Origin of the sequence: Roseibacillus ishigakijimensis (assembly GCF_016595415.1) — a bacterium.
GTDB classification, from domain to species: Bacteria; Verrucomicrobiota; Verrucomicrobiia; order Verrucomicrobiales; family Akkermansiaceae; genus Roseibacillus; species Roseibacillus ishigakijimensis.
Map to the genome: position 1 here is coordinate 23,504 of NZ_JAENIO010000035.1, position 21,986 is coordinate 45,489.

A 21,986-nucleotide genomic window follows, 5' to 3' on the forward strand; every position below is an offset into this window, starting at 1 on the left:
TGAGATTCCCACGATGAGCGCAGCAGCACCAACCGCAGACCATCATGGTCACGATGATCATCACCACGATGATCACAACCCCAACTTCTTGCAGAAGTATTTCTTCTCGACGGATCACAAGACGATTGGAATTCAATATGGTCTCGCCTCCTTGACCTTCCTCCTCATCGGATTCTTCCTGATGATGGTGATGCGTTGGTCCATTGCCTACCCGCACGAGCCGCTTCCCGCCTGGATGAGCTTCCTCTTCTCGGAAGATTGGAAAGCCCGTTGGTTGCAGGATGGCATGGTGAAAGGGGAGACCTACAACATGTTCGGTGCCATGCACGGCACCATCATGGTCTTCCTCGGGGTGGTTCCTCTCGGATTCGGAGCTTTCGGCAACTACGTGACTCCGCTCCAGATTGGTGCCCCTGACATGGCCTTCCCCCGTTTGAACATGATGAGCTTCTGGCTCTACTTCGTGGGTGGAGCGATGATGATGGCTTCCTTCTTCCTCGATACCGGCGCCGCGCAATCCGGTTGGACCAACTACTCGCCGCTGGCAGGGATCCAACAATCGACCGCCCCCAACCAATGGATGACGGGACAGACCTGGTGGCTCCTGGCCATGGTGTTCCTGATTTCCTCTTCGCTCTTGGGTTCCGTAAACTTCATCACGACCATCATCAACCTGCGAGCCAAAGGTCTCACCTGGATGCGTTTGCCCTTCTTCGTCTGGGCCATGTTGGTGACCGGTTTCCTTCTTCTCCTGGCTTTCCCGCCTTTGGAAGCTGCTGCCCTCATGCAGTTCAGCGACCGCATCTTCGGCTCTTCCTTCTTCATGCCCTCCGGTCTCGTCACCGGAAATGGGGCCCTCGAGCTGGCCGGTAGTGGTAGCCCGCTTCTTTACCAGCACTTGTTCTGGTTCCTCGGACACCCGGAGGTGTATGTTCTCCTTCTGCCGGCCGTTGCCTGTGTCGCCGAAATCATTCCCTGCAACACCCGTAAGCCTCTTTGGGGATACCGTCCCATGGTCTGGTCGGTGATGATTCTCGGTTTCCTCAGCTTCATCGTGTGGGCTCACCACATGTATCTCACAGGCATGGGACCGGTCATTTCGACTTTCTTCCAGACCACCACGGTTCTGATTTCGATTCCTTCCGTGATTTTGCTCACCTCGCTCATCATCTCGATGTGGGGTGGCTCCATCCGCTTCAATGTGCCCATGCTTTGGGCCACCGCCTTCATCCCCATGTTCGGGATTGGTGGTCTCACGGGTCTGCCGCTGGCCTTCAACCTGGTGGGCCTGCACTTGCACGACACCTACTACGTGATCGGTCACTTCCACTACGTGGTGGCTCCCGGTATTCTCTTCGGACTCTTTGCCGGTGTTTACCATTGGTATCCCAAGATCACGGGTCGTTACATGAACAATCTCCTGGGTCACCTCCACTTTTGGCCGTCCCTGATTTTCATCAACCTCCTCTTCTTCCCCATGCTGGTGCAGGGGATGGCTGGATTCCACCGTCGTTGGTATAACGGGGGAGATGCTTACTTGGCCCAGGCGAGCGAAAGCGCCAACGTCTTCGGCAATACCGTCGAGCAATACCTCCCGCTCAATATTCTCATGTCAAATGCGGCCTTCTGGCTCGCACTGGCCCAAGTGCCTTTCATCATCAACGTCTTCGTGGCCTGGTTCCGCGGACGCAAAGTGGAGAATGACAACCCTTGGGATGCCACCACTTTGGAATGGGCAACTCCCACCCCTCCCGGACATGGCAACTTCACCTTCGAACCTGCGGTCTACCGGGGCCCTTACGAATATTCCCGCCCTGATTGCGGTGATGACTTCCTCCCGCAATGGAATGAACCTGTTAAAGTTGCGACTTCTGCGGACGACGAACAGATCGACTGCGATTCCAAGACTCCTGTGGCCTAACTCACTGCTTTTCACCTGATATCATGGAAATTCCCTACAACGTTACCCCTCGCAAGGATACCGGCCTTTACAATGCCAAAGTCGGCATCTGGCTGTTCCTGGCCTCGGAAGTGATGCTCTTTGGTGGCCTCTTCTCGGGTTATGTCTTCCTGCGTGTATATGCTGACTTCCCTTGGCCGGAGCGGACCCTTCCCATCGTGCCCGGATTGATCAACACCTTCATTCTGATCGCTTCTTCGGTGACGGTCGTCTTTGCCTGGGCATCGCTCAAGATGCGCAAGTGGCGGCAGTTCCAGGTCTATATGGTGATCACCCTGCTGTGTGCGGCAATCTTCATGGTCCTGAAGGCCTTCGAATATGACGCCAAGTGGAATCACCAGGCCGTGCGCATGAAGGACTTCGTGGTCGTGGAAGGCCACACCCACAAATTCACCATCGATGGCGAGGGGCATTTGCACCACTACCATCCCGAAGACGGGAAAAGCCAAGATAGCCATGACGAAGGTCAGGCGGTCAATGAGTTTGCTGAGAAAGGGTTTTATCTCACTGCCGCCAGCGGTGAGGCAGAAGCCCATGGGAGTGAGAATAAGAAGGGCGGTAAAGTTTCCGATCCCTTCGAGACCAACAAAATTGTCTTCAAGGGCAGCCGGTTGACCGTGGATCTCGAGAACTTCTACGATCCCTTCATCCGGGACATCATGACCCAGGCCCAGAATCAGGGCAGCCAATTCACCCTCAGTGCCGATTTCGTCGGTCGCAAGTCCCACGAGGAATCCGAAGAGATTCTGGCTAAGAAGGGTGAGCTTCTCTCGCTGACCCTGCTGGACAAACTCAGCGAAACCCACCTCGCTGCCAAGGCGCACAATGCCAAGATCAAGACCGCCCAGAATCGGGATGCGTGGGCCAAGTTGCGCAAGAACCTCCCTGCGGAAGAGCGGAACAATCCCACCTATCTGCTGCGCGATCAGTTGGCCCCGGATGAAGAGTTCGACAAATTCATTGTGGAGAGCTCGTCCTCGGTGAGCTTCGAACTCGAGCCCGCCAAGACCTTCTATTTCCCACCACGCCGCGTGCGGGAAAGTGCGGATGCACTTTCCTTCAATGATGGCACGCTCATGCAAGGGGAATTGGATAGCAAGCACAGCGCCATCGAGATGGCTGCCGACGCCATCGACTTCCGTTTCGTTGCCCAGCGGGCTGAAGAGAAAGGAATCGACCCTGCCGAGGCCATCGAGAAAACCTGGCTCATGCAGAACAATCCTGAAGTGAAGGCCCTCTGGGAACAGCATTCTGCCAAGATCGCCAAATTGGAGGAGGAGCTGCTCAAGGAGCATGGCACCGACAAGAATGGCCAGCCCAAGCAGTTCCCGACCGATACCGAGCGCTACCGCATCACTTGGCAAGAGCTGGTGAACATGGGCGAAGGCAAAGAGGTGATGGGCGCGTTCAGCGGTTTCACCGGCCCCAGCCATACTGCGGACTATTCCAAGCATTTCCCCGAGCTGGTTATTCCACGGGAAGAAGTAAACCTGGAGTCCAAGTTTACTCCGCGTTGGAACAACTACTACGCCATCTACTTCTTGATCACCGCCCTCCACGGTCTTCACGTCATTGGCGGAATCATCGTTCTCGGTCACTTCCTCTTCTTCGGTAAGAAGATTTACCTCAACAATCCCGAGCACCTCGCCAACCGGGTTGAAGTCGGCGGCCTTTTCTGGCACTTCGTTGACCTCGTCTGGATCTTCCTCTTCCCAATCCTCTACTTGATGTAACACACCATGGCTGATTCTCCTGCAGAAATAAAAAAGGCTCAGAAGCTCTATTTGCTCATCGGGCTCACTCTCTTCTTCTTCACTGTCATTACAGTTGCGGTGGCGACGGTTGAAGCTCTCGACTTCGGCGGCCGCGGTTTCGACCATGTCGATGCCATCATCGGTTTGCTCATCGCGACCTTCAAGGCCTCCCTGGTGATGTTGATCTTCATGCACTTGAACCACGAGAAGAAGTTGGTTTACTTCCTCTATGCCATGGCGATTGTCTTCGGTATTTGCCTGATGGGCTTGACCGGTTGGGCTTTCGAAGACCCGATTGAGTATGGCCAAGGCACCACCAGTGACAAGACCGGTTTCTACGACCCAACCAACACCCCTGAAGATTAAAAACTCATGTCACTGCGAGGATTTCATCTGGTATTCATCACCTTTGCCACCCTGCTCTGTGCGGGGGTGGCGGTCTGGAGCTTCGGCTTTGCCCCCCGTGACAGCGGGTGGATGGTGACCGCTCTGGGGGTGATGATGGTTCTCGCTACCATCGCTCTTCCCGTCTATGGCATTCGCTTTTACCGCAAGGCGAAAGACCTGATTCTGTAACTCCTCTCGCAATGAACTTGACTCTCGCGTGCACCACTTGTGCCAAGGCTTTTCACGCTGTCGGCGGCAACGCGGCCGGCTTGGCCATCCTTTTCCTCCTCGTCGTGATCGTGGCCGTCCTGGCCATGGTGGCGGTGGTGATGTTCCGCATGGCCCGCCGGGAGCAGGAGAACCTCGACCCGCGGTTTCAAGACGATTTCAATCCACAAAGCACTCACTAATATATGAAAGAATTTCTCGGCGTAACGGATAATTTCTCCATTCACGGAGGGGGCGTCGATCACATGATCGCTGTGATCCACTGGTTCATGTTGGCCCTTTTTGTGGGCTGGACTCTCTTTTTCCTCTTCACTCTCTGGCGTTTTGCCGCCCGCCGCAATCCCAAGGCCGATTACACGGGGGTCCGTAATCACGTGTCCACCCACCTTGAGGTCGGGGTGGTTGTGATTGAGGCTGTCCTCCTGTTGGGCTTTGCCTTCCCTCTCTGGCGCGAGCGCACTGATGACTATGAGTCCATTCAAGCGAAGGACCCGGTGCGTGTGCGTGCCATCGGTTACCAGTTCGCCTGGAATTACCACTACCCGGGTGCGGATGGCAAATTCGGTCGCATCGACCTGCACCTCGCTTCCAATGTGGGTGACCCTTGCATTGATCCCGATGACCCGAACGGGTGGGATGATTTCACCACCTCGGTATTGAAGGTGCCCGTCGACAAGCCCTCCATCGTGATGGTGACTTCGACCGATGTGATTCACAACTACGCCATCGTCCCGATGCGGGTGCAGCAAGACGCCATTCCCGGGCAGGACATTCCCATGTGGTTCACTCCCACCAAGCAGCTTGAGACCTATGTGGTCTGCGCCCAACTTTGCGGCGACCAGCACGCCAACATGCGGGGAACTATGGAGGTGGTGCGGCAGAGCTCCTTCGACTCTTGGGCCGCCGAGCAATCGGCTGCAGCGCTTGAACGCAATACGCCCCAAAAATCCGAGGTGGCTGCTCACTAAGCGCTCTCTCCACTCTTGGTAACAATCTTCAGGGCTCCCTTTGGGGCCCTTTTTTTGTGTTTAGATGAGGTCGTTCTCGACAAAGGAGTAGTAGGGGGCGAACTGGCTGGAGGGTTGGCCAATGATGACGTGGTCGGTCAAGCTGAGTTCCAGGAGTTCGGAGGCTTCCTTGAGGTTGCGGGTGAATTGGACGTCCGCCCGGCTGGGAGTGGGATCGCCCGAGGGATGATTGTGCACGACCGCGAATTGCACGGCTTGGTTGAGCAGGACCGGTCTGAGGACGTCCCGCACAATAGCCACGGTTTGGTTGCTGCTCCCGGTGGAGACCTCGTGTACCGCTTGGCAGCGCAGGCGGGAATCGAGGACCACCACGCGGAGGGATTCGGTGCGCAGGTTTTGCATCTGCGGGGCCATGTGGCGGTAGATGAGTTCCGGGCTGTTCAGTTCCACCCGGTCGATGGTGCGGCGCGCGAGGCGCACTCCCAGCTCGAAGGCTGCGGAGAGCTGGCAAGCTTTGGCGGGGCCCAGGCCGTGTTCTTTGGCCAGGATGGGGGTCTCGGTGCGGGCGAGCCCGGGGAGGCCTCCGTGGTTGTCGAGGAGACGACGGCCAATGGCGATGGCGTTTTCGCCCGGCACGCCGGTGCGCAGAAAGATGGCGAGCAGCTCATCGTCTCCGAGAGCTCCCGGACCGAGGCGGAGCAACTTCTCGCGGGGTTTTTCTCCTTCGGGCAGGTCATGAATCAGTTTGCCGGACTTCATGAGGCAGAGCCTAATCTGCCGAAAGGGAAGGGCGGAACCAAAAAGATGCGGGCACAAAAAAGGCCGAGAGTGGTGGCCCGTCCCGGAATCGAACCAGGGACACAAGGATTTTCAATCCTCTGCTCTACCAACTGAGCTAACGGGCCGTCTCGGCGGGGGGCGAGGATTTACGCGGGCAGCGGGTCTTTGACAAGAGGAAAGTGACTCTTTTCTGCATTTTTTTGCGTTGGCCCATTTTGGCCTTGGCCAGTGGGCGGGCTGCGGTAGAAATCTTTCCATCATGAAACCTATTTACCCCATTCTCGTTGGCACGATTTTCAGCTTCTCCCTGTCGAGCTGTCTGGAAGACTCCAATGCTCCTTCGGAAGAGGATTTGTTGTTCTTGGAGGATGAAAATGCCCAGCTGCAGGACAAATTGAAAGACGCCGAGCAGCAAATGGAGGAGTATGATGCCAAGCTGCAGGACTTCGAGGCTCTCGAGAAGCAGGCTCAGGAAGCCGAGCAAAAGGCCAAGGAACTCGAGGAGTTGCAGAACAAGCAGGAAGAGACCGAAGAGCAGCTGCGCGAGCTGCGCAAGGAATACGAGGACTACCAGAAGAAGTATGAGGTCAAGGTCCGCGAGGCGGCGGAAGGCGAGGAGATTGCCACGCTGGAAGTGAATGGCAACACTCTCAACCAAGTGGTCATTGCCAAGGTGACGGAAACGGAGGTGCAGCTGAAGCACGCCGACGGCTTTGCGGTGCTGGATAGCGAGACTGCCCCGGCAGAGTGGAAAGAGCGTTTTTTTTTGCGCAGTGAGGAAGAGGTGGCCCAGCGGGCAGCCGAGCTAGCGGCCTTTCTCAACCCGACAGAGGACGCCGGGGAGGAGGAAAGTGGACGCGAGTTGTCCGCCTATCAGCAGCGGCGTCTGGAGCGCGAAGAGCAGGAAAAGAAGCTGCAAAGCCTTTCGGGACGGGTGGAAAAAGCGCTCGTCTCTCTCTCTGGCGATCGGGTGAATGCCACCGGCTTTTTTGCCCAGGATGGCATCGCCACTTACCTTTACACTGCGGCCCATGTTTTTGACAACAATCCCAACCTCCAGGTGGTCGATGCCGAAGGCAACACTCTGGAGAGCTTTGGTGACATCCAGGTGGTGGGAGCACGCAATCTGGCCCGGGTGGCGATCACGACTCCGGTCTCTACCTTTCTGGAGGTCGCCGAAGGGGTCTCCCTGGAGCCGGGGAGCATGCTCTCGGTGGTGAGCCGCACCGGGGGCACGACCAAGCAAGAAGACGGGCGCTTGCGGCGGGTCTCAGAGGAGACTTACGACGTCTCGACCAACGTTCTCACCGAGGCTATCGGGGCTCCCTTGCTGACTGCGGAAGGAGAAGTGCTTGGAGTGGTGACCGTGGAGCAGCCCGAGAAGCGCGATGGCTGGGAGGAGGAGGCGCGCCCCACGCGGGCCCGTCCCCAGGTCGCCCGGGTTGATATCGACCAGGAATGGGATGGCACCGAGCTCGGGCGCTTTGTGGCTTCCCACCAGATCATCAGCGATTATGATGCCGTTTCCCGCTTTCTCTTTGCGGTGGCCGAGCTGGAGGCGGGGGAAGAGGGGCTGAATCTCGATGCCCAGGTGGGCGGAGGACAGTCGATAAAGGATGTGCTCGCCGCAAACCGCAGCCTCAGCGTGGTGAGCGCCATCATGGACTTCCATGAAAAAGTGAAGGCTGCCGGGGGACGGATGAGTGAGACCGATGTCAATCGTCGCCTGCGCTCCTTTTTTGAAACGGTCGGCCGCAGTGCTGCCAAGCAAAGTCTGCCCGAGAGCGCCTTCACCACCTTTCACCGCCCTGCGGTGGAGGTTTCCCAGAGCTTTCGTCAAGAGGCCCTCGACAAGCTGAAGGATGCGCTGAACGCGGTGAAGTGATGAGCGTTTCTTCCCTTGGCGACGAACTCGCGCAATTCAGCGAATTCGGGCAGCCAAGCCGTTGTTTTCACCGTTCGTTCGCGGGGGCGAGTGTTCCTTATTTCGTCAACGAGTTCTGGACGGCGCGGCAACGGGCGGCCCATTCTCTACACGAGATATCCTATCGCGCCTGCTTCAAGCCCCAGCTGCCGCGCTTTTTCATCACCAGGCTCACTACAGCGGGGGGGACGGTTTATGACCCCTTCATGGGGCGGGGCACCAGCGTTTTGGAGGCGGCCCTCCTCGGGCGCGAGGCGGTGGGGTGTGATGTCAATCCCTTGTCCCGGCTCCTGCTGGCACCGCGCTTGCGACCTCCTCGCCTTGCGGAGGTTCAGAAGCGGCTTAGCGAACTCTCCTTTGAGGGCCGATCGCGGGGATGGAAAGAAGACCTGACGGTGTTTTTTCATCCCAAGACCTTGACCGGGTTGCGGGCGCTGCAGCGGTATTTTCGCGAGAAGGGCGAGGAGCAAGATGCCGTTGATCACTGGCTGCGCATGGTGGCTACCAATCGCCTCACCGGACATTCCGTCGGCTTTTTTTCGGTCTACACCCTGCCTCCCAATCAAGCGGCTTCGCTCATCGCGCAGCGAAAGATCAATGCCAAGCGCCATCAGGTGCCGGAACCACGGGATATTCCCGCTATTCTGGCCAAGAAGAGCCGCCTTCTGCTCAAGCATGTCAATCACGAGGAAGATGGGGACTTTCTCCAGCGAGGGCAATCGGCCCGGCTGTTCACGGGGAATGCCTCCCGCACTCCGGAACTGGCCACCGCCAGCGTGGACCTGATCGTGACCTCGCCTCCGTTCTTGGATGTGGTTGACTATCAGGGAGACAATTGGCTGCGGTGCTGGTTCAATGGCATCAATGCGAGCAAGGTGCCGATTTCAAGATTCCGGCGTGTGAGTGATTGGCAAGCGGCGATGGAAAAAGTGCTTCGGGAGTTGGTGCGGGTTCTCAAGCCCGGCGGTCACCTCGCCTTCGAAGTGGGGGAGGTGAAGAAGGGGGCGATTCTGCTCGAAGACCATGCCATTCCTGCCGGTCGCGCGGCCGGACTGGCGGTGGAGCTCGTTCTTGTGAATCAACAAAGCTTTACCAAAACCGCTAATTGCTGGGGGGTGGATAACTTGTCGAAGGGAACAAACACCAATCGCATCGTGCTTTTTCGCAAGCCTCCCGCGCTCTCCACCGTTTCCCAGGGAGAGCTGGATTTTTCTTAGCGAAAGGAGAACCGCCAATCCGGGAGGCACGGAGAGATTCGCTAAAAGGTGGGGAGGCTGGGGAGGCCTCCCGATGACTGCTGGAAGATGGTCCCCCTATTCCAGGACAATCAGCAGGTCGTTGGTGTCAGCCTGTTTGCCCTTGGAGAGGACGATCTCTTTAACCAATCCGGCTTGAGGCGCGGAGACCGTGGTGAGCATTTTCATGGCCTCGAGGACGACCAGTTTGTCGCCCTCGGCCACGGAGTCTCCTTCCGCCACCGCCACCTCGCTGATCATGCCGGGGAGGGGAGCGGCGATGTGGCGGCCATTGCCGTCCTCTGCCTTGCGATTGGCCACCACCTCCTTGCCGAGCGCTTGGTCGACCACCGTGGTCTCGCGAGGCATGCCGTTAAGCTCGTAAAAGACGGTGCGACGACCTTCGTCGTCGGGCTCGCTGATGGAGAGGAGTTTGATAAAGAGGGTCTTGCCGGGGGCGATGTCGACATGGATTTCTTCCCCGATGGCCATGCCGTAAAAGAAGGCCGGGGTGGGGAGCACGGTCAGTCGATCATAGTCTGCCAGGCTCTGTTGATAGGCGGCGAATACCTGCGGATACATCAGGTGGGAGTAGAGATCGTCCTCGTTAGCCTCGCGGCCCAGCTGCTCGCTGAGCTGGGTCCGGGTCTCCTCGAGGTCGACGGGCGCGGCCAGTTCTCCGGGACGGACGGTGTAGGGGGTGCGGTTGCCGAGGATGGCTTTTTGCACTTCGCGGGGCCAACCGCCGTCGGGCTGGCCGAGACCGCCCATGAGCATGTCGATAACGCTTTCAGGAAAGTCGATTTTATCCGTTTGCGTCAGGAGGTCATCGGTTTGCAGGTTCCGGGTGACGAGCAGCATGGTGAGGTCGCCGACCACTTTACTACTAGGAGTGACCTTGATGATGTCACCGAAAAGCCGGTTGACGTCGGCGTAGGTGTGGGCGATCTCCTGCCAGCGGTGGCCCAGCCCCATGGCGTGGGCTTGCTCCTTCAAGTTGGTGTATTGTCCACCTGGCATCTCGTGCAGATAGACCTCTGCCGTGCCTGCCCGGGGGGCGGAGTTGAATGGCGTGTAGTGGGTGAGCACTTCCTCCCAATAATCAGAAAACTCGTTGAGAGTTTGCAAATCCAGCCCCGGATCGCGCTCATGGCCTCGCAGCGCCGCGCACACTGAGTTGAGATTGGGCTGGCTGGTCGAGCCGGAGAGGGAAGCGATGGCGAGGTCGGCAATGTCCACCCCGGCCTCGGCGGCTGCTAGCACGGAGGAGGAATTGATGCCCGAAGTGTCGTGGGTGTGGAAGTGGAGGGGGATGCCGATTTCCTCCTTCAGGGTGGCAAAGAGCTTGCGGGCGGCGGCGGGGTGGCAAAGACCGGCCATGTCCTTGATGCAAAGGATGTGGGCCCCCATTTTTTCCAGTTCCCGGGCTTTGTCGACGTAGTATTGCAGCGAGTATTTGGCCCGGTCGGGATCGGTGATGTCTCCGGTGTAGCAGACCGCCGCTTCGCAGAGGACCTGGCCGTGCTCCCGGGCGGCTTCCATCGCGACTTTCATATTCGGGAGGTAGTTGAGGGAGTCGAAGATACGGAAGATATCCATCCCGGAGTCGGCGGCATGTTTGACAAAGCCGGCCACCACGTTGTCAGGATAATTGGAATAGCCGACCGCGTTGGAACCACGGAAAAGCATCTGGAAGCAGATATTGGGCACCCGGTCGCGCAGCTCGCGGAGTCGCTCCCAGGGATCTTCCTTGAGGAAGCGCATCGCGGTGTCGAAGGTCGCCCCGCCCCACATTTCGAGTGAGAACAGATTGGGGGTGCGCCGGGCCACGGATTCCGCAATGGCGAGCATGTCGTAGGTCCGCATGCGGGTGGCGATGAGGCTTTGGTGGGCGTCGCGCAGAGAGGTATCGGTGATGAGCAGGCGCTTCTCTTGCTGGATCCATTGTGCGAAGGCTTCCGGCCCTTTTTCCAAAAGGAGGGTGCGGGAGCCGGGGGCAGGGGAGGCTTCCCGCGAAGGGTGGGGGATGCGCGGACGGGCAAAGGGTTGCGCCGGGCGCCAGTTCTTGGCCTCCGCATTGCCATTGATGGTGCGGTCGGCCAGATAGTTGAGCAACTTGGTGGCCCGGTCCCGCCGGGGCGTGAAGCGGAAGAGCTCGGGCTTTTCGTCAATCAGCTTGGTGTGGGCCCCGCCAGCCAGAAAGAGCGGATCATTGATGATGTTCTCCAGAAAGGGAATGTTGGTTTTTACTCCGCGGATGCGGAATTCGCGCAGGGCCCGGTCCATGCGGCGGCAGGCCCGGTGAAAGGTCCGGCCCGTGGTGGTGAGCTTGACCAGCATGGAGTCGTAGAAAGGAGTGATGACCGAGCCGGCGTCGCCCGAGCCCGCATCCAGCCGCACGCCAAAACCGGCCGCCGAGCGATAGTTGACGATGCGTCCGTAGTCGGGGGCAAAGTTTTTCTCAGGATCCTCGGTGGTGATGCGGCACTGGATGGCATAGCCATGGCAGGGGATCTCCTCCTGGGCCGGGATGGCAATCTCTTCCCCATGGAGGTCGTGGCCCAGGGCGACGAGAATCTGCGACTGCACGAGGTCAATGCCCGTCACACACTCGGTCACGGTGTGCTCGACCTGGATGCGGGGATTCATCTCAATGAAGAACCATTCCTGACTATCCATATCGTAGAGATACTCGACGGTGCCCGCATTGTCGTAGCCAATGGCCTTGGCCAGGGTGGCTGCCGATTGGCAAAGATCCCGGCGGAGATCGCCGGGTAGATCGATGGATGGGGCGATTTCGACCACTTTTTGGTAGCGCCTCTGCACCGAACAATCGCGCTCGTGGAGGTGGACCACGTTGCCGTGCTGGTCACCCAGGACCTGAACTTCGATGTGTTTGGCTCGCTTGATGTAGCGCTCGAGGAAGACCGCTGGATTGCCGAAGGCATTCTGGGCTTCATCCTGGGCTTCCGCCAGCCGGGCCGGGAGCTCAGAGGGTTTTTCCACGATCCGCATGCCTCGGCCCCCTCCTCCGAAGGCTGCCTTGATGATGAGCGGAAAGCCAATTTCCTGAGCCACGGAAATGGCTTCATCCGGATCGGCGATGGCGGACTCGGTGCCGGGGAGCACGGGCACTCCGGCCGCGAGGGCTTGGGCGCGGGCTGCCGTCTTGTCTCCCATGGAGCCCAACAAATCGCTATTGGGGCCGATGAAAATGATGCCTTCCCGGGCACAGGCTTTCGCGAAAGCGGGGTTCTCGGAGAGGAAGCCATAGCCCGGGTGGATCATGGTCACCCCTTTGCTCTTGGCGAGAGCGACGATCCCCTCGTAGTCGAGGTAGGCCCCCACCGGGCCCTTGCTGGTATCGAGCTGATAGGCCTCATCGGCTTTGAAGCGATGGCGGGAAAAGCGGTCTTCCTCCGCATAGATGGAGACCGTGCGGAGGCCCAGCTCGTTGGCAGCCCGAAAGATCCGGATAGCAATTTCCCCGCGGTTAGCGGCCATCAGTTTGTGAGTCGAGAGATCCATGATCATCAAGGATCACCCTATTCCAAATGGCTTCGGGGAGTCGAGAAAACCCTGCCGGGAACTTTCTTTCTCAATCTAACAGATTAACCGGGAGGCCATTGCAGAGGTCGGCCGGCGAGAAGGTGGATGTGGAGATGGGGAACCGTCTCCCCGCCGTGGGGGCCGCTATTGACCACGACCCGGAAGCCGTCTTCAGCAAAGCCTTCTTGAGCGGCAATGGCGGGAATGCGGGAAAAGAGGTGTCCCAGGATGGCTGCATCACCCTCCGTCGCAGCCGCAATGCGGGGGATCACTCGCTTGGGCACCAGCAGGAGGTGGGTGGGAGCCTGGGGGCTGATGTCGCGGAAGCAGCAGCACTGTTCATCCTCGTAGATGATTTCGGCAGGGATTTCTCTGGCGACGATCTTCTCAAACAGGGTCTGGTCACTCATGACCTGAAATAGTGACCACTCTCTCGCTAATTTCCAGACTTTCCTTTTGGATGAAGATCTACAAAATATTTGTATCCTTCTGGCAGCGGTATTCCCTTTTTCGTATCAAAATCATTCGAATCGTGTCGTATTAATTTTAGTTCTTGATGTTAATAAAAAATGTGAAATGCTGACTGCAGCATGACGAACAAATTGAAAAAGAGGACGGCAAAGCGCTATACCGACGAGGAAAAAGCCAACATTCTACGGTATGTCCACCAAGTCAATCAGGAGAAGGGAAGGGGAGGTGTCTCCGCCGCAGTGCGCAAATTCGGAATCTCTCCGATAACTGTAAATGGCTGGTTGAGAACCATGAAGGAATCTGGTCCGACTTTGCCTTTGCCGAAAAATGCTACTGCGGTGGAAGTCTTCCAGCGCCTTGCCGACTTGCACTCCGCCATCGAGGCTAAACGCCAGGAGTTGGCCCGGATGGAGGAAGAGTATGAAGGCTTAAAGAACAAGATCAAGTAGTCTTCTGGAGACCTTTGCTAGTTCGACCGCGTAGCGCGGCCTAAGACTTTTGTCTCAGGCCGCTTCTAGTTTGAGGGCTAGCTTTCCGTTAGCAGTCTCTTTGCCCTGAGCTGTCATTTCGAGAAAATCGAGAACTTCGCGCTGCATTTTTTCGCACCGGGAGTCCCAGTCCCGGGTGCCGGCGAGCAAGAGGGTGGCCTCTTGGATTTCGGTAAAGCGCACTTCTTCGGCCCCCAGCTGGTGCACTTCATCAAGCAGCTTGCGCAGCTCCTGGAAAAAGCCGAGCTCGAATCCGGCGGGTATCTTTCGCGCCGTGCGCGCCAGCGAGAGAGTCAAGGGGGGAGTCAAGACGCGCAGTTCGCGGGCGATGGCGCTGCAACCAATCTTATCCAGCATGTGGCGCATGCGGCCGTAAAGATCTTCAATAGGCAGAAGGCGCAGTGAGCACTTGTGCTCCAGATAATAAATGACCCCATCGCGAACCTCCTCAATGAAGGGGAAATCATCCCGGTCGGCGGCCAGGGAGGCCCGGCGCAGAGCGGTCTCGATCCAATCCACCTCATAGCCGACAATCTGGTGATTGCCAACTTGCAGGATGGGACGATTTCCAACGAGGCAAATCATGTCAACGGGCTTTGGAGGAGGGATTGGGGTTGACGGGAATGAGGTCGCGCTGCAGCGGATCGCGTTTGGCGCGTTGGGAGAGATTCTGAATCTCGGCGATGAATTCGCCGACATCGTCGAATTCGCGGTAGACCGAGACATAGCGCACGTAGGCGACCGGGTCGATTTGGTGCAGTTTGTCCATCACTTTGGCCCCGATCACTTCCGAGGGAATTTCGGCGAGATGATCGTGGTGCAATTCGGTGAGGATTTCCTCCACCGCCCGGTCGATGCGGTTGAGTGGGACGGGCCGCTTTTCGCAGGCTTTGGTCAAGCCGCGGGTCAATTTTTCCCGATTGAGAGGTTGGCGGGTGCCATCTTTCTTCACCACTTGGAGCTCGGTGCGCTCGATCGTTTCGTAAGTGGTGTAGCGATACTCGCACTCCAAGCACATGCGCCGTCGACGGATCGAGGTGCCATCCTTCGACATCCGGGAGTCGAGGACTTTGTCTTTGAGAGAACCACATTGAACACATCGCATGGCTGGGCCTCCGAGGAGGCAAGAGCGAGTCTTGATACCTGGGCGGAAGGCGAAAGGGAAAATCGTGCTATAATGACGTTATGACTCAACGGCTCTCTTTTTTTAAACTTTTCCGCTAGGGAAATCCTGCCGTTCCACTCATTTGGCGCTCTTGGCACAAAAAAACCCCCGTTCCCATTGCTGAGAATCGAGGGTTCCAAATAGTTAAGAGAACTAAAGCAAATCGCGTTCAGCGCAGTTTTTGGAGGAGATCGAGGAGGTAATCCGCGAGGGTGAAGAGGGCGGCCCGATACTGGTTATCGGGGAGGAAGTGCAGGGGATCGCGAGCGTCGCCGAGGAGCTTGATGGCGGTCTCGATGGAGTAATCGATGGCTCCTTCGTAGTCGGCAATGCCGGAAAGGATGCTCAGGTCGAGGGGCTCCTGATTGATGATGCGTTGTTGCAACTTCTCCCGCTGGGCCGGATTGGCTTTTTCTAGCAAACGGAGAATGGGCAGGGTGAGTTTGCCTTTTTCCAAGTCGGTGCGGAGGGTTTTTCCGAACTCTTCCTCTTCGCCCACCAAGTCCAGGCAATCGTCGTAGAGCTGATAGGCCGTGCCGAGCTTGAGGCCGAATTGATAGAGGTCTTCCTGGGTCTCCTTGTCCGCTCCGCTGAGGTAGGCGGAGAGACCGGTGGCAGCGGCAAAGAGTGCGCCCGTTTTCATTTCCAGCAGGCGGAAATACTCTTGTCGCGACATGGTGAGGTCGAAGCGTCGCTGGGTCTGGAGAATCTCGCCCTGGCACACTTCGCGGGCGGCTTTGGCGATCTCGCGGCTCAGATGCAGGTCATCGAACTCGGTGCTCATCATGAGGGCGTGCGAGAAGAGGGCGTCCCCGAGAAGAACGGCCAAGCCATCACCCCACTTGGCATTGGGGGTGGCCAGCTTGCGCCGGATGTCGGCCCCGTCGATGATGTCGTCATGCACCAAGCTGGCCACGTGAATGAGCTCCAGGATACTGCCGAGCTTGCGATGGTCGTCGGTGACCGGGCCGAGGGCGCCGCCAGTGAGCACGGCGAGGGCCGGTCGCAAGCGCTTGCCCGAGGCATTACAAACATAGTCCACATAGGGCGCGACCCCGGGGTCGAAGGCTTTGACCTGCTCGTTCAGAAGGGACTCCACTTTTTTCAAGTGAGGGCGAACGAGGTCAAAGGGAGCCAAGAGATTGGCGCGGCCGGGGAGTTGTAATTTTCGGTTCATATTGAAAGTTCCGGATGGCTTAAGAAGAACTTTTCACAAAGTTGTCACCTAAGCAAACGTTTTTTCAGAAATTAGTGAAAGTAGAGAGAGGCGGGAGAGCTTAGGAAGGGGATTCGGTCTTGTTGAGAGGTCCTCCAATAATGATGAGGATGAGGCCGGTAAGAAGCAGGGTGCGAATGAGCCAGGAGGGGTGTGTGGGAGTGGCGTGCGTGCGGGCTTCGATAATTTTGAGGTGGAGGGAAATGCGTTCTTTTTCGGGAAGCTTTGAGCTGGTGGGATTGAGGAGGTAGGTGTCGAGGATGGGGTCGACGACTTTGCGATAAGTGGCTTCTCGTCCCCGGTTGTGGTAGGTGGAGTTCAGCCCGGCAGTGAGGAGGGCGATACCCAGAATCATGGGCAGGGTCTTAATTAGGCGGAGAAGCCGAGTTTTTTTGGGAGTCATGGCAAGGACGCATCAATCGGCTTCCGCACGATGGTCGCGGGTGAGGAGTTGGTGGAGCACGGCAGGGGCAGGTTGATTTTGATAGAGAATGGCGTGCATGGCATCGACGAGGGGGGTGCGGGCGTCGATTTTCCGGGAAGTCTCGTAGATGGAGAGGGTGTTGGGGACGCCTTCCGCGACCATACCGAGGCGTTTCTCGGCCTCTTCGGCGGTGTCTCCGGCAGCGAGGGCGAGGCCGACCTGGTGATTCCGCGAGTGGGTGGAGAAGCAGGTGGCGATGAGATCGCCCACGCCAGAAAGCCCAGCGAAGGTCTCCGCTTGTCCGCCCAAGGCCATTCCCAGCCGGGTCATTTCCGCCAGCGAGCGGGTGGCGAGAGCGGCGAGGGCGTTGTCGCCGAGCTTGAGACCGGTGGCAATGCCGGCGGCGAGAGCGTAGACATTCTTGATGGCGCCACCGAGTTCGATCCCGGCAATATCGGTGGAGGTGTAGGCGCGGAAGGTGTCGGTGGAGAACTGGTCTTGCAAGCGGATGGCGAGCTCTTCCTCGGCCGCACCGATGACCGCGCAGGCGGGAAGACCACGGGCGATTTCCTCCGCATGATTAGGGCCGGAGAGCACCGCGATGGCGTGCCCGGGATAGATTTCGCTCAGGATTTGCGACATGCGCAGGCCGCTCCCGCGCTCGATGCCCTTGGCGCAGGTGAGGAGGACGGCTTGCGGGGGCATCAGGTCGCGCAGCTTCTGCGCGGTTTCCCGGTAGCCGGAGGTGGGGATGACGAAGAGGACGAGCTCGGCCCCGGCCAGGGCTTCCGCCGGCTGGGCGCTGGCGGTGACGGGCTCTGGCAGGCCCACCCCAGGGAGATAGCGCTCGTTGGCGCGGGTCGCTCCCATGGTTTCGGCATGCTCAGGGTCGCGGGTCAGGAGGGTGACTTGATGGCCGTTGGAGGCGGCGAGGATGCCGAGGGCGGTGCCCCAGGAACCCGCGCCGATGATGGTGGTTTTCATGTCGGAAAAGGTATTGCCAGGGGGGATTCAGTTCTCAGTGCTCGACTGCTGCTTCTTTTTTCCGAAGCGGTTTTCGGTGCCGTTGCGGAGGCGTTCGATGTTGGAGCGGTGCTTCCAGATGGCCAGCACGGCCACCACGATGCTGAAGATGAAGAGGGGCTTGTTCCAAGTGCCATCGGCGATGCGGCCGTGATACCAAGAGCCCCAGAAGGTGAGGAGGGGCAGGCAGGCGGCGGCGGTGATGGAGGCCAGTGAGACGTATCGACTGGTGAGGAAGACCGCGAGAAAGATGAGGATGAGCAGGGCTACGGCGGCGGGCATGAGGGCGAGGAGCACTCCGGCAGAGGTGGCGATGCCCTTGCCGCCCTTGAACTTGAGCCAAGGGGAGTAATTGTGGCCGAGAATGGCAAAGAGGGCGGTGACGATGTGAATCAGTTGCACGAAAAATTGCTCGGAGGCGGGACGAACCTGGGCCAAGGAGTCGAGAAAGGCCACGTGGGGCACGGGCTCGCGTCCTACGAATTGAAGCAGGTTAATGGCTGCCACCACGGGCAGGAAGCCCTTGAGAATGTCGAGAATGAGGCAGACGATGCCGGGGCCTTTTCCCAGCACGCGAAAGACATTGGTGGTGCCGATATTTCCCGAGCCATGCTCGCGGATGTCGATTCCTTTGACCAGACGGCCAATGATGAGGCCGAAGGGGGTAGCTGCCACGATGAAGGCAATGAGAGGGAGCGCGAAGGGCATGGAAGGGAGACTAGTGGGATTTTTGAGAAAGAAAAAGGCGGGTTTCGTCAACCCGCCTTTCTCTGGGGTGAATTGTCAGGCCCGGTTTACTTGAGCTTGGCGGATTTGATGTAATCCATCTCCGGAAAGCTCTTTTTCAAGAGCGCGTTGCCTTGGGCCTGGAACATGCCTTGGTCTGGTCCGCGACCACGAGGCGCACCTTCGCCATAGCCGGAGTAGATGGACTTCACTACGTCCATGCCCTTGGTCACTTCGCCAAAGGGGGTGAAGCCCATGCCGTCGAGGTTGCCATTGTTGCCGTAGTTGATGAAAAACTGCACCGAGCGCGAATTGGGAGCGCCGGTCTTGGCAAAGGTGATGCGGCCGGGAGTGTTGGAGACCACCGCTTTACCGTCGTCATTGATGTTGGCATCGCGCCAGACCTTGTTCACGGCCGGGTCGCCATGGATGCCGAACTGGGCCATGAAGCCCTCGATCACGCGGAAGAAGGCGATGTCCTCGAAGTAGCCAATCTTAACCAGATTGTAAAAGCGGTCCGCGCCGAGAGGAGACCACTCGCGGTTGACCTTCACCTCGAACTCACCCTTGGTGGTCTCGAAGACGACCTCGAAGGTCTCGGGAGCTTTTTCCTTCGCCAGCGAAGGATCTTTCAGCGCGGGATGGGGTTCACCCTCCGCCAGGACCGGGGTCTCGGCGGTGGCAGGAGTGGATTCTTTGGACTCTTGTTTTTCGTCGGCCTTGATGCAGGAAACCGCCAAAAAGAGGGAGAAGAACGGAATGATCAATTTCATGTCGGGCCCAGTGAAAGCGAAAACGGCAGGGGAGGCAAGCCCGCGTCACGGGACTGGCTGGGGCGGGGGAGTGGCTTGGCCCCGGCGAAGTATTTTGACCGCAAAAAAGAGGATGACCCCCGCCCCCAGCAAGAGTGGTATCGCGATGAGGGGACGAAAGGTGACCCAGGAGAGCGCTATGATGAGGAGCGACAGGCAGCCCGCGAGAAGGGCGGCCACGATGCCGGTGAGCGCTCCGACGAGATTCCCGAGAAGAGGAATGAGGTCCGCCAGCACGGAGAGAGGCTTGAGCACCAGACCGAGACCGATGGTCATTAGGATGAAACCCGTGACCCGCAGTCCCCAGCGGAGTCCAGCCGCCTTTTTTTCCTCCTGCTGCACCATCTCCTCCGCACCCAAGGTGCCTTCACTCAGCAAAAAGCGCGTCTTGCCGTTTTTCGCGCGGAAGGGCACGAAGCTCCCGCCCTCTTGCACGGCCATCACCGAGACCGGTCCCGGGCGCGTCAGTGTAAAGCTCACCCGCTCGTCTCCGATGGCCGGGGCCTCCGGATCGCCGGTGTAGAAGGCACCCTCGTGCAAGCGGGCCGACTCGTCGGCCAAGCTGGTCGGGATTTCGGCCAGGGCATAGGGCTCCTCGCTGGCGATTTTGGCAATCAACGCGGGCGGCAGACGAAAGGCTCCCACCGTTACCGTCTCGGCCTGCGCCGCGCCCGAGCGGAACCGGGCCGGGCCGGGATTCTCGTGGCCCGGCTGCACAAACTCGCTGGAGTCGACCGCTTCTGGCAGCCATTTTTTCTCGTAAACATAGCCTGCCCCGCTCCCCTCGGTTTCTTCTTCCCCAATGTCGCTGCGGCTCTTCGACCGCTCCGTCCATTGGAAAATTTCTGCCTGCCAACGCAAACGCACCGCCTCCTCGCTGATCCCGAACTCCTCATTGGCGACCCGATCCCCGGTCTTTGCTTGGCCAGTGAGGTGCACCAGTTGTCCCTCCTTGCTGGCATCGATGGTCTCGCTGGGGATGGAGACCACCTCCCGGCCCAGCTCACTATTGGCCCGCAGGTCGCGCACCGCATTGCGCTCATTGGCCACCAGCATCACCACCGCCACGAGGGCCAGGACCAGCCCCGCCACGATACCTTTGAAGGACCGGCCTAAGCGACGGAACCATCCCCTTTGCGAAAACAAATTCATGGCCCGAGCCTAGGGGAATGCAGGAAAAAACTCGATGCCTTTCTTCCCCCGATGCCTTTCTTCCCCGCCTCCCCGATGCGACCTTCTGGTCAGAAGAGATGTTGAATGACTGTGAACGCTCCAATCACCGCGAGAACCATTATCACCAAGGCTGCTAGAAGACATCCGGACAACCAGAGCCAGCCGAGATTGTCTGACTTCATGGCCCGTTCCAAATTCTCCGGCGCTCCCAGTTCACTAAGCCGCCTTCTAGCAAAAGAGGGAAAATCACTGAGAGATTGAGCGTGGAATTTCGGACCTGCAGCAAGCAAGGCCTTGAAATTCTCACCCCCATGCCGCTCCAGAAATAGGTCGATTGCCTCGCGCTCAACGGTGTTCGGATTGTCGACAGAGTAGAAAAGGTAGCGTCCTGCCTGAAGCTCATCGCCCATGGAAAGAAGGATTTCACCGTAGAACCGATACAGCTTTGGAGAATACCCGTAGTTGCCGAGACTGGAGTGAACGATTTCTTTCGCCCTCCTGTGATTACCCGCAGCAAGCTCTGCACGCGCTTTTCCAATGGTGGCTTCTACAGGCATTTCTCGAGTTGGATTTCTTGGGGGCGGTGATCGTCCCGACCAGTTCTATTTGAAAGGAGCGGGCTTGCAGTCACTGAGCTTACGAAACCTGTCAAGGAGCTCCGCCGAAGGAGTCGCGGTAGGGAGGCCTCGCCGAGGCCTCCGCGAATCGCTGTGAGGAGTTCACCAAAGCCTCCAAGAACCACAAAAAACATGGGAGACTGGCCCAAAGGAACTCGGAGCGTGTGGAGGTAGTCGACGCTGGCTTTTCGACCAAGGGGCTCCGGATGCAATGCCCGGTCGCCCAACGGAGTGAAGCGACCTCATCTTTGTGCGAAGCGAAAAGCGCATGGCCGCAGCGAAGCACAAGCAAAGCCGCATGTCCGGTGGTGTGGGGGGTGATGGTTAGAACCCATCACCTACCCGATTCGCGTTGGTTTTGTCTCCAGCGTCCACTACTCCGGATGCAGCTGCATCAATGAAAGCCAGAGTCGGAGAAACGTTGGAAAGCATCGCGATCACACCAAAGACAGTCACGGCTAAAAGCTTCCTATCCTTGGTTGTGAGAATAATCAGCGAAACAACGCAGGCCACCAAAGCCGGCAAGGATGCGATCCAAATGCAAAACCAGAGCCATCCGATCGGCTGGACGGCATCCAAGTAGGGTAGTGCCAAGGTAAATACTCCTGTCAGAATTGCTGCGCATCCGCCGAGAAAACACGGGAATCTTCCTCGCGACATCGATGCAATCATAAAGACGCCCGCAATCACTGAAACCGCTGCGAAGAATGTCGTCATTTTTTGAGGCGAACGTTTCAGTACACCAAATCCGACCGACTCAGCACGCTTTCACTCCTTCTACCACGTCCCCTCCTCCAGTCAATCTCCGACTCGGCAGTTCGGTCGGATTTGCGGTGCTGCGCCTTCCATGAGAAGGCAGTCAAGGGTAATTTGAAGTTCACTTCAAGATTTTTTCATTTTCTGAGACTTGTGATGATGGTGAGTGTGGAAAGTCAGGACGATGCCCGAGGGGTTGAAAAAGGAAGGCGGGGCTCCCCCAGGGGGACGGGAGGGGGGAAGCCCCCGGCGGGGGTTGGGGGGCGAAAAACCAAATGTGGTCAAGCTGACTCAGCTTGGCGGGGTGCGGGGTGGCAACCCCGGGCTGAT

The 21,986-nt window shown here is 58.3% G+C and carries 22 protein-coding genes and 1 tRNA gene; 9 read left to right on the forward strand and 14 right to left on the reverse strand.

Annotated elements, in window-relative coordinates:
- Positions 1–13 precede the first annotated feature (13 nt).
- Genes JIN78_RS12610 through JIN78_RS12635 form a run of 6 tightly spaced genes read left to right on the forward strand, consistent with a single transcriptional unit; the run spans position 14 to position 5,297 of the window.
- Positions 14–1,921, forward strand: a complete 1,908-nt coding sequence (locus JIN78_RS12610; RefSeq protein WP_200392336.1) for a cytochrome c oxidase subunit I — start codon at positions 14–16, stop codon at positions 1,919–1,921.
- A gap of 23 nt (positions 1,922–1,944) precedes the next feature.
- Positions 1,945–3,693: a cytochrome c oxidase subunit 3 gene (locus JIN78_RS12615; protein WP_200392337.1), complete on the forward strand. Its 1,749-nt coding sequence runs from the start codon at positions 1,945–1,947 to the stop codon at positions 3,691–3,693.
- Between the two features lie 6 nt (positions 3,694–3,699).
- Complete coding sequence (locus tag JIN78_RS12620; RefSeq protein WP_200392338.1) at positions 3,700–4,080, forward strand: cytochrome C oxidase subunit IV family protein; 381 nt, start codon at positions 3,700–3,702, stop codon at positions 4,078–4,080.
- A gap of 6 nt (positions 4,081–4,086) precedes the next feature.
- Entirely contained in the window at positions 4,087–4,290 is a 204-nt protein-coding gene (locus JIN78_RS12625; RefSeq protein WP_200392339.1) for a hypothetical protein, read from the forward strand.
- Positions 4,291–4,301: 11 nt separating this feature from the next.
- Positions 4,302–4,511, forward strand: coding sequence for a hypothetical protein (locus tag JIN78_RS12630; RefSeq protein ID WP_200392340.1), 210 nt, complete (start codon positions 4,302–4,304; stop codon positions 4,509–4,511).
- A 3-nt stretch (positions 4,512–4,514) separates the two neighbouring features.
- Positions 4,515–5,297 carry a cytochrome c oxidase subunit II gene (locus JIN78_RS12635; protein ID WP_200392341.1) on the forward strand — a complete coding sequence of 261 codons (783 nt, stop codon included), beginning with the start codon at positions 4,515–4,517 and terminating at the stop codon, positions 5,295–5,297.
- Between the two features lie 60 nt (positions 5,298–5,357).
- On the opposite strand, the gene radC is transcribed toward JIN78_RS12635, so the two are convergent.
- Positions 5,358–6,056 carry a RadC family protein gene (gene radC / locus JIN78_RS12640; protein WP_200392342.1) on the reverse strand — a complete coding sequence of 233 codons (699 nt, stop codon included), beginning with the start codon at positions 6,054–6,056 and terminating at the stop codon, positions 5,358–5,360.
- Positions 6,057–6,126: 70 nt separating this feature from the next.
- Positions 6,127–6,202: transfer RNA gene (locus JIN78_RS12645), tRNA-Phe, on the reverse strand.
- 134 nt (positions 6,203–6,336) lie between these two features.
- On the opposite strand from JIN78_RS12645, the gene JIN78_RS12650 reads away from it, so the two are divergent.
- Positions 6,337–7,962 carry a S1 family peptidase gene (locus JIN78_RS12650; RefSeq protein WP_200392343.1) on the forward strand — a complete coding sequence of 542 codons (1,626 nt, stop codon included), beginning with the start codon at positions 6,337–6,339 and terminating at the stop codon, positions 7,960–7,962.
- The gene (locus JIN78_RS12655; protein WP_200392344.1) at positions 7,962–9,218 is read left to right on the forward strand and encodes a DNA methyltransferase; all 1,257 of its coding nucleotides are present in this window, start codon (positions 7,962–7,964) and stop codon (positions 9,216–9,218) included. Before JIN78_RS12650 ends, JIN78_RS12655 begins: the two co-directional genes overlap by 1 nt.
- A 96-nt stretch (positions 9,219–9,314) precedes the next feature.
- On the opposite strand, the gene JIN78_RS12660 is transcribed toward JIN78_RS12655, so the two are convergent.
- Positions 9,315–12,764, reverse strand: coding sequence for a pyruvate carboxylase (locus JIN78_RS12660; RefSeq protein ID WP_234037978.1), 3,450 nt, complete (start codon positions 12,762–12,764; stop codon positions 9,315–9,317).
- An 83-nt stretch (positions 12,765–12,847) separates the two neighbouring features.
- Positions 12,848–13,195, reverse strand: a complete 348-nt coding sequence (locus tag JIN78_RS12665; protein WP_200392346.1) for a histidine triad nucleotide-binding protein — start codon at positions 13,193–13,195, stop codon at positions 12,848–12,850.
- 180 nt (positions 13,196–13,375) lie between these two features.
- Here JIN78_RS12665 and JIN78_RS12670 point away from each other — a divergent pair, with 180 nt between their 5' ends.
- Positions 13,376–13,705: a hypothetical protein gene (locus JIN78_RS12670; protein WP_200392347.1), complete on the forward strand. Its 330-nt coding sequence runs from the start codon at positions 13,376–13,378 to the stop codon at positions 13,703–13,705.
- 54 nt (positions 13,706–13,759) lie between these two features.
- On the opposite strand, the gene JIN78_RS12675 is transcribed toward JIN78_RS12670, so the two are convergent.
- The 10 genes from JIN78_RS12675 to JIN78_RS12720 form a co-directional block, all read right to left on the reverse strand.
- Positions 13,760–14,329 (reverse strand): hypothetical protein, encoded by a 570-nt coding sequence (locus tag JIN78_RS12675; RefSeq protein ID WP_200392348.1) that lies wholly within the window; start codon positions 14,327–14,329, stop codon positions 13,760–13,762.
- A gap of 1 nt (position 14,330) precedes the next feature.
- A complete protein-coding gene (gene nrdR / locus JIN78_RS12680; RefSeq protein ID WP_200392349.1) occupies positions 14,331–14,849 on the reverse strand; it encodes a transcriptional regulator NrdR in 519 nt (172 codons plus the stop codon).
- A gap of 229 nt (positions 14,850–15,078) precedes the next feature.
- On the reverse strand, positions 15,079–16,086 hold the full coding sequence (locus JIN78_RS12685) for a polyprenyl synthetase family protein (RefSeq protein WP_200392350.1): 1,008 nt from the start codon (positions 16,084–16,086) through the stop codon (positions 15,079–15,081).
- A 100-nt stretch (positions 16,087–16,186) separates the two neighbouring features.
- Complete coding sequence (locus tag JIN78_RS12690) at positions 16,187–16,480, reverse strand: hypothetical protein (RefSeq protein ID WP_200392351.1); 294 nt, start codon at positions 16,478–16,480, stop codon at positions 16,187–16,189.
- Between the two features lie 60 nt (positions 16,481–16,540).
- Positions 16,541–17,533 carry an NAD(P)H-dependent glycerol-3-phosphate dehydrogenase gene (locus tag JIN78_RS12695; protein WP_200392352.1) on the reverse strand — a complete coding sequence of 331 codons (993 nt, stop codon included), beginning with the start codon at positions 17,531–17,533 and terminating at the stop codon, positions 16,541–16,543.
- A 27-nt stretch (positions 17,534–17,560) separates the two neighbouring features.
- On the reverse strand, positions 17,561–18,280 hold the full coding sequence (gene plsY / locus JIN78_RS12700) for a glycerol-3-phosphate 1-O-acyltransferase PlsY (protein WP_200392353.1): 720 nt from the start codon (positions 18,278–18,280) through the stop codon (positions 17,561–17,563).
- Positions 18,281–18,366: 86 nt separating this feature from the next.
- Positions 18,367–19,071: a peptidylprolyl isomerase gene (locus JIN78_RS12705; RefSeq protein ID WP_200392354.1), complete on the reverse strand. Its 705-nt coding sequence runs from the start codon at positions 19,069–19,071 to the stop codon at positions 18,367–18,369.
- A gap of 45 nt (positions 19,072–19,116) precedes the next feature.
- The gene (locus tag JIN78_RS12710) at positions 19,117–20,262 is read right to left on the reverse strand and encodes a TMEM43 family protein (protein WP_200392355.1); all 1,146 of its coding nucleotides are present in this window, start codon (positions 20,260–20,262) and stop codon (positions 19,117–19,119) included.
- A gap of 89 nt (positions 20,263–20,351) precedes the next feature.
- Positions 20,352–20,840 carry a DUF6584 family protein gene (locus tag JIN78_RS12715; RefSeq protein WP_200392356.1) on the reverse strand — a complete coding sequence of 163 codons (489 nt, stop codon included), beginning with the start codon at positions 20,838–20,840 and terminating at the stop codon, positions 20,352–20,354.
- A 384-nt stretch (positions 20,841–21,224) separates the two neighbouring features.
- A complete protein-coding gene (locus JIN78_RS12720) occupies positions 21,225–21,617 on the reverse strand; it encodes a hypothetical protein (RefSeq protein WP_200392357.1) in 393 nt (130 codons plus the stop codon).
- Positions 21,618–21,986 lie beyond the last annotated feature (369 nt).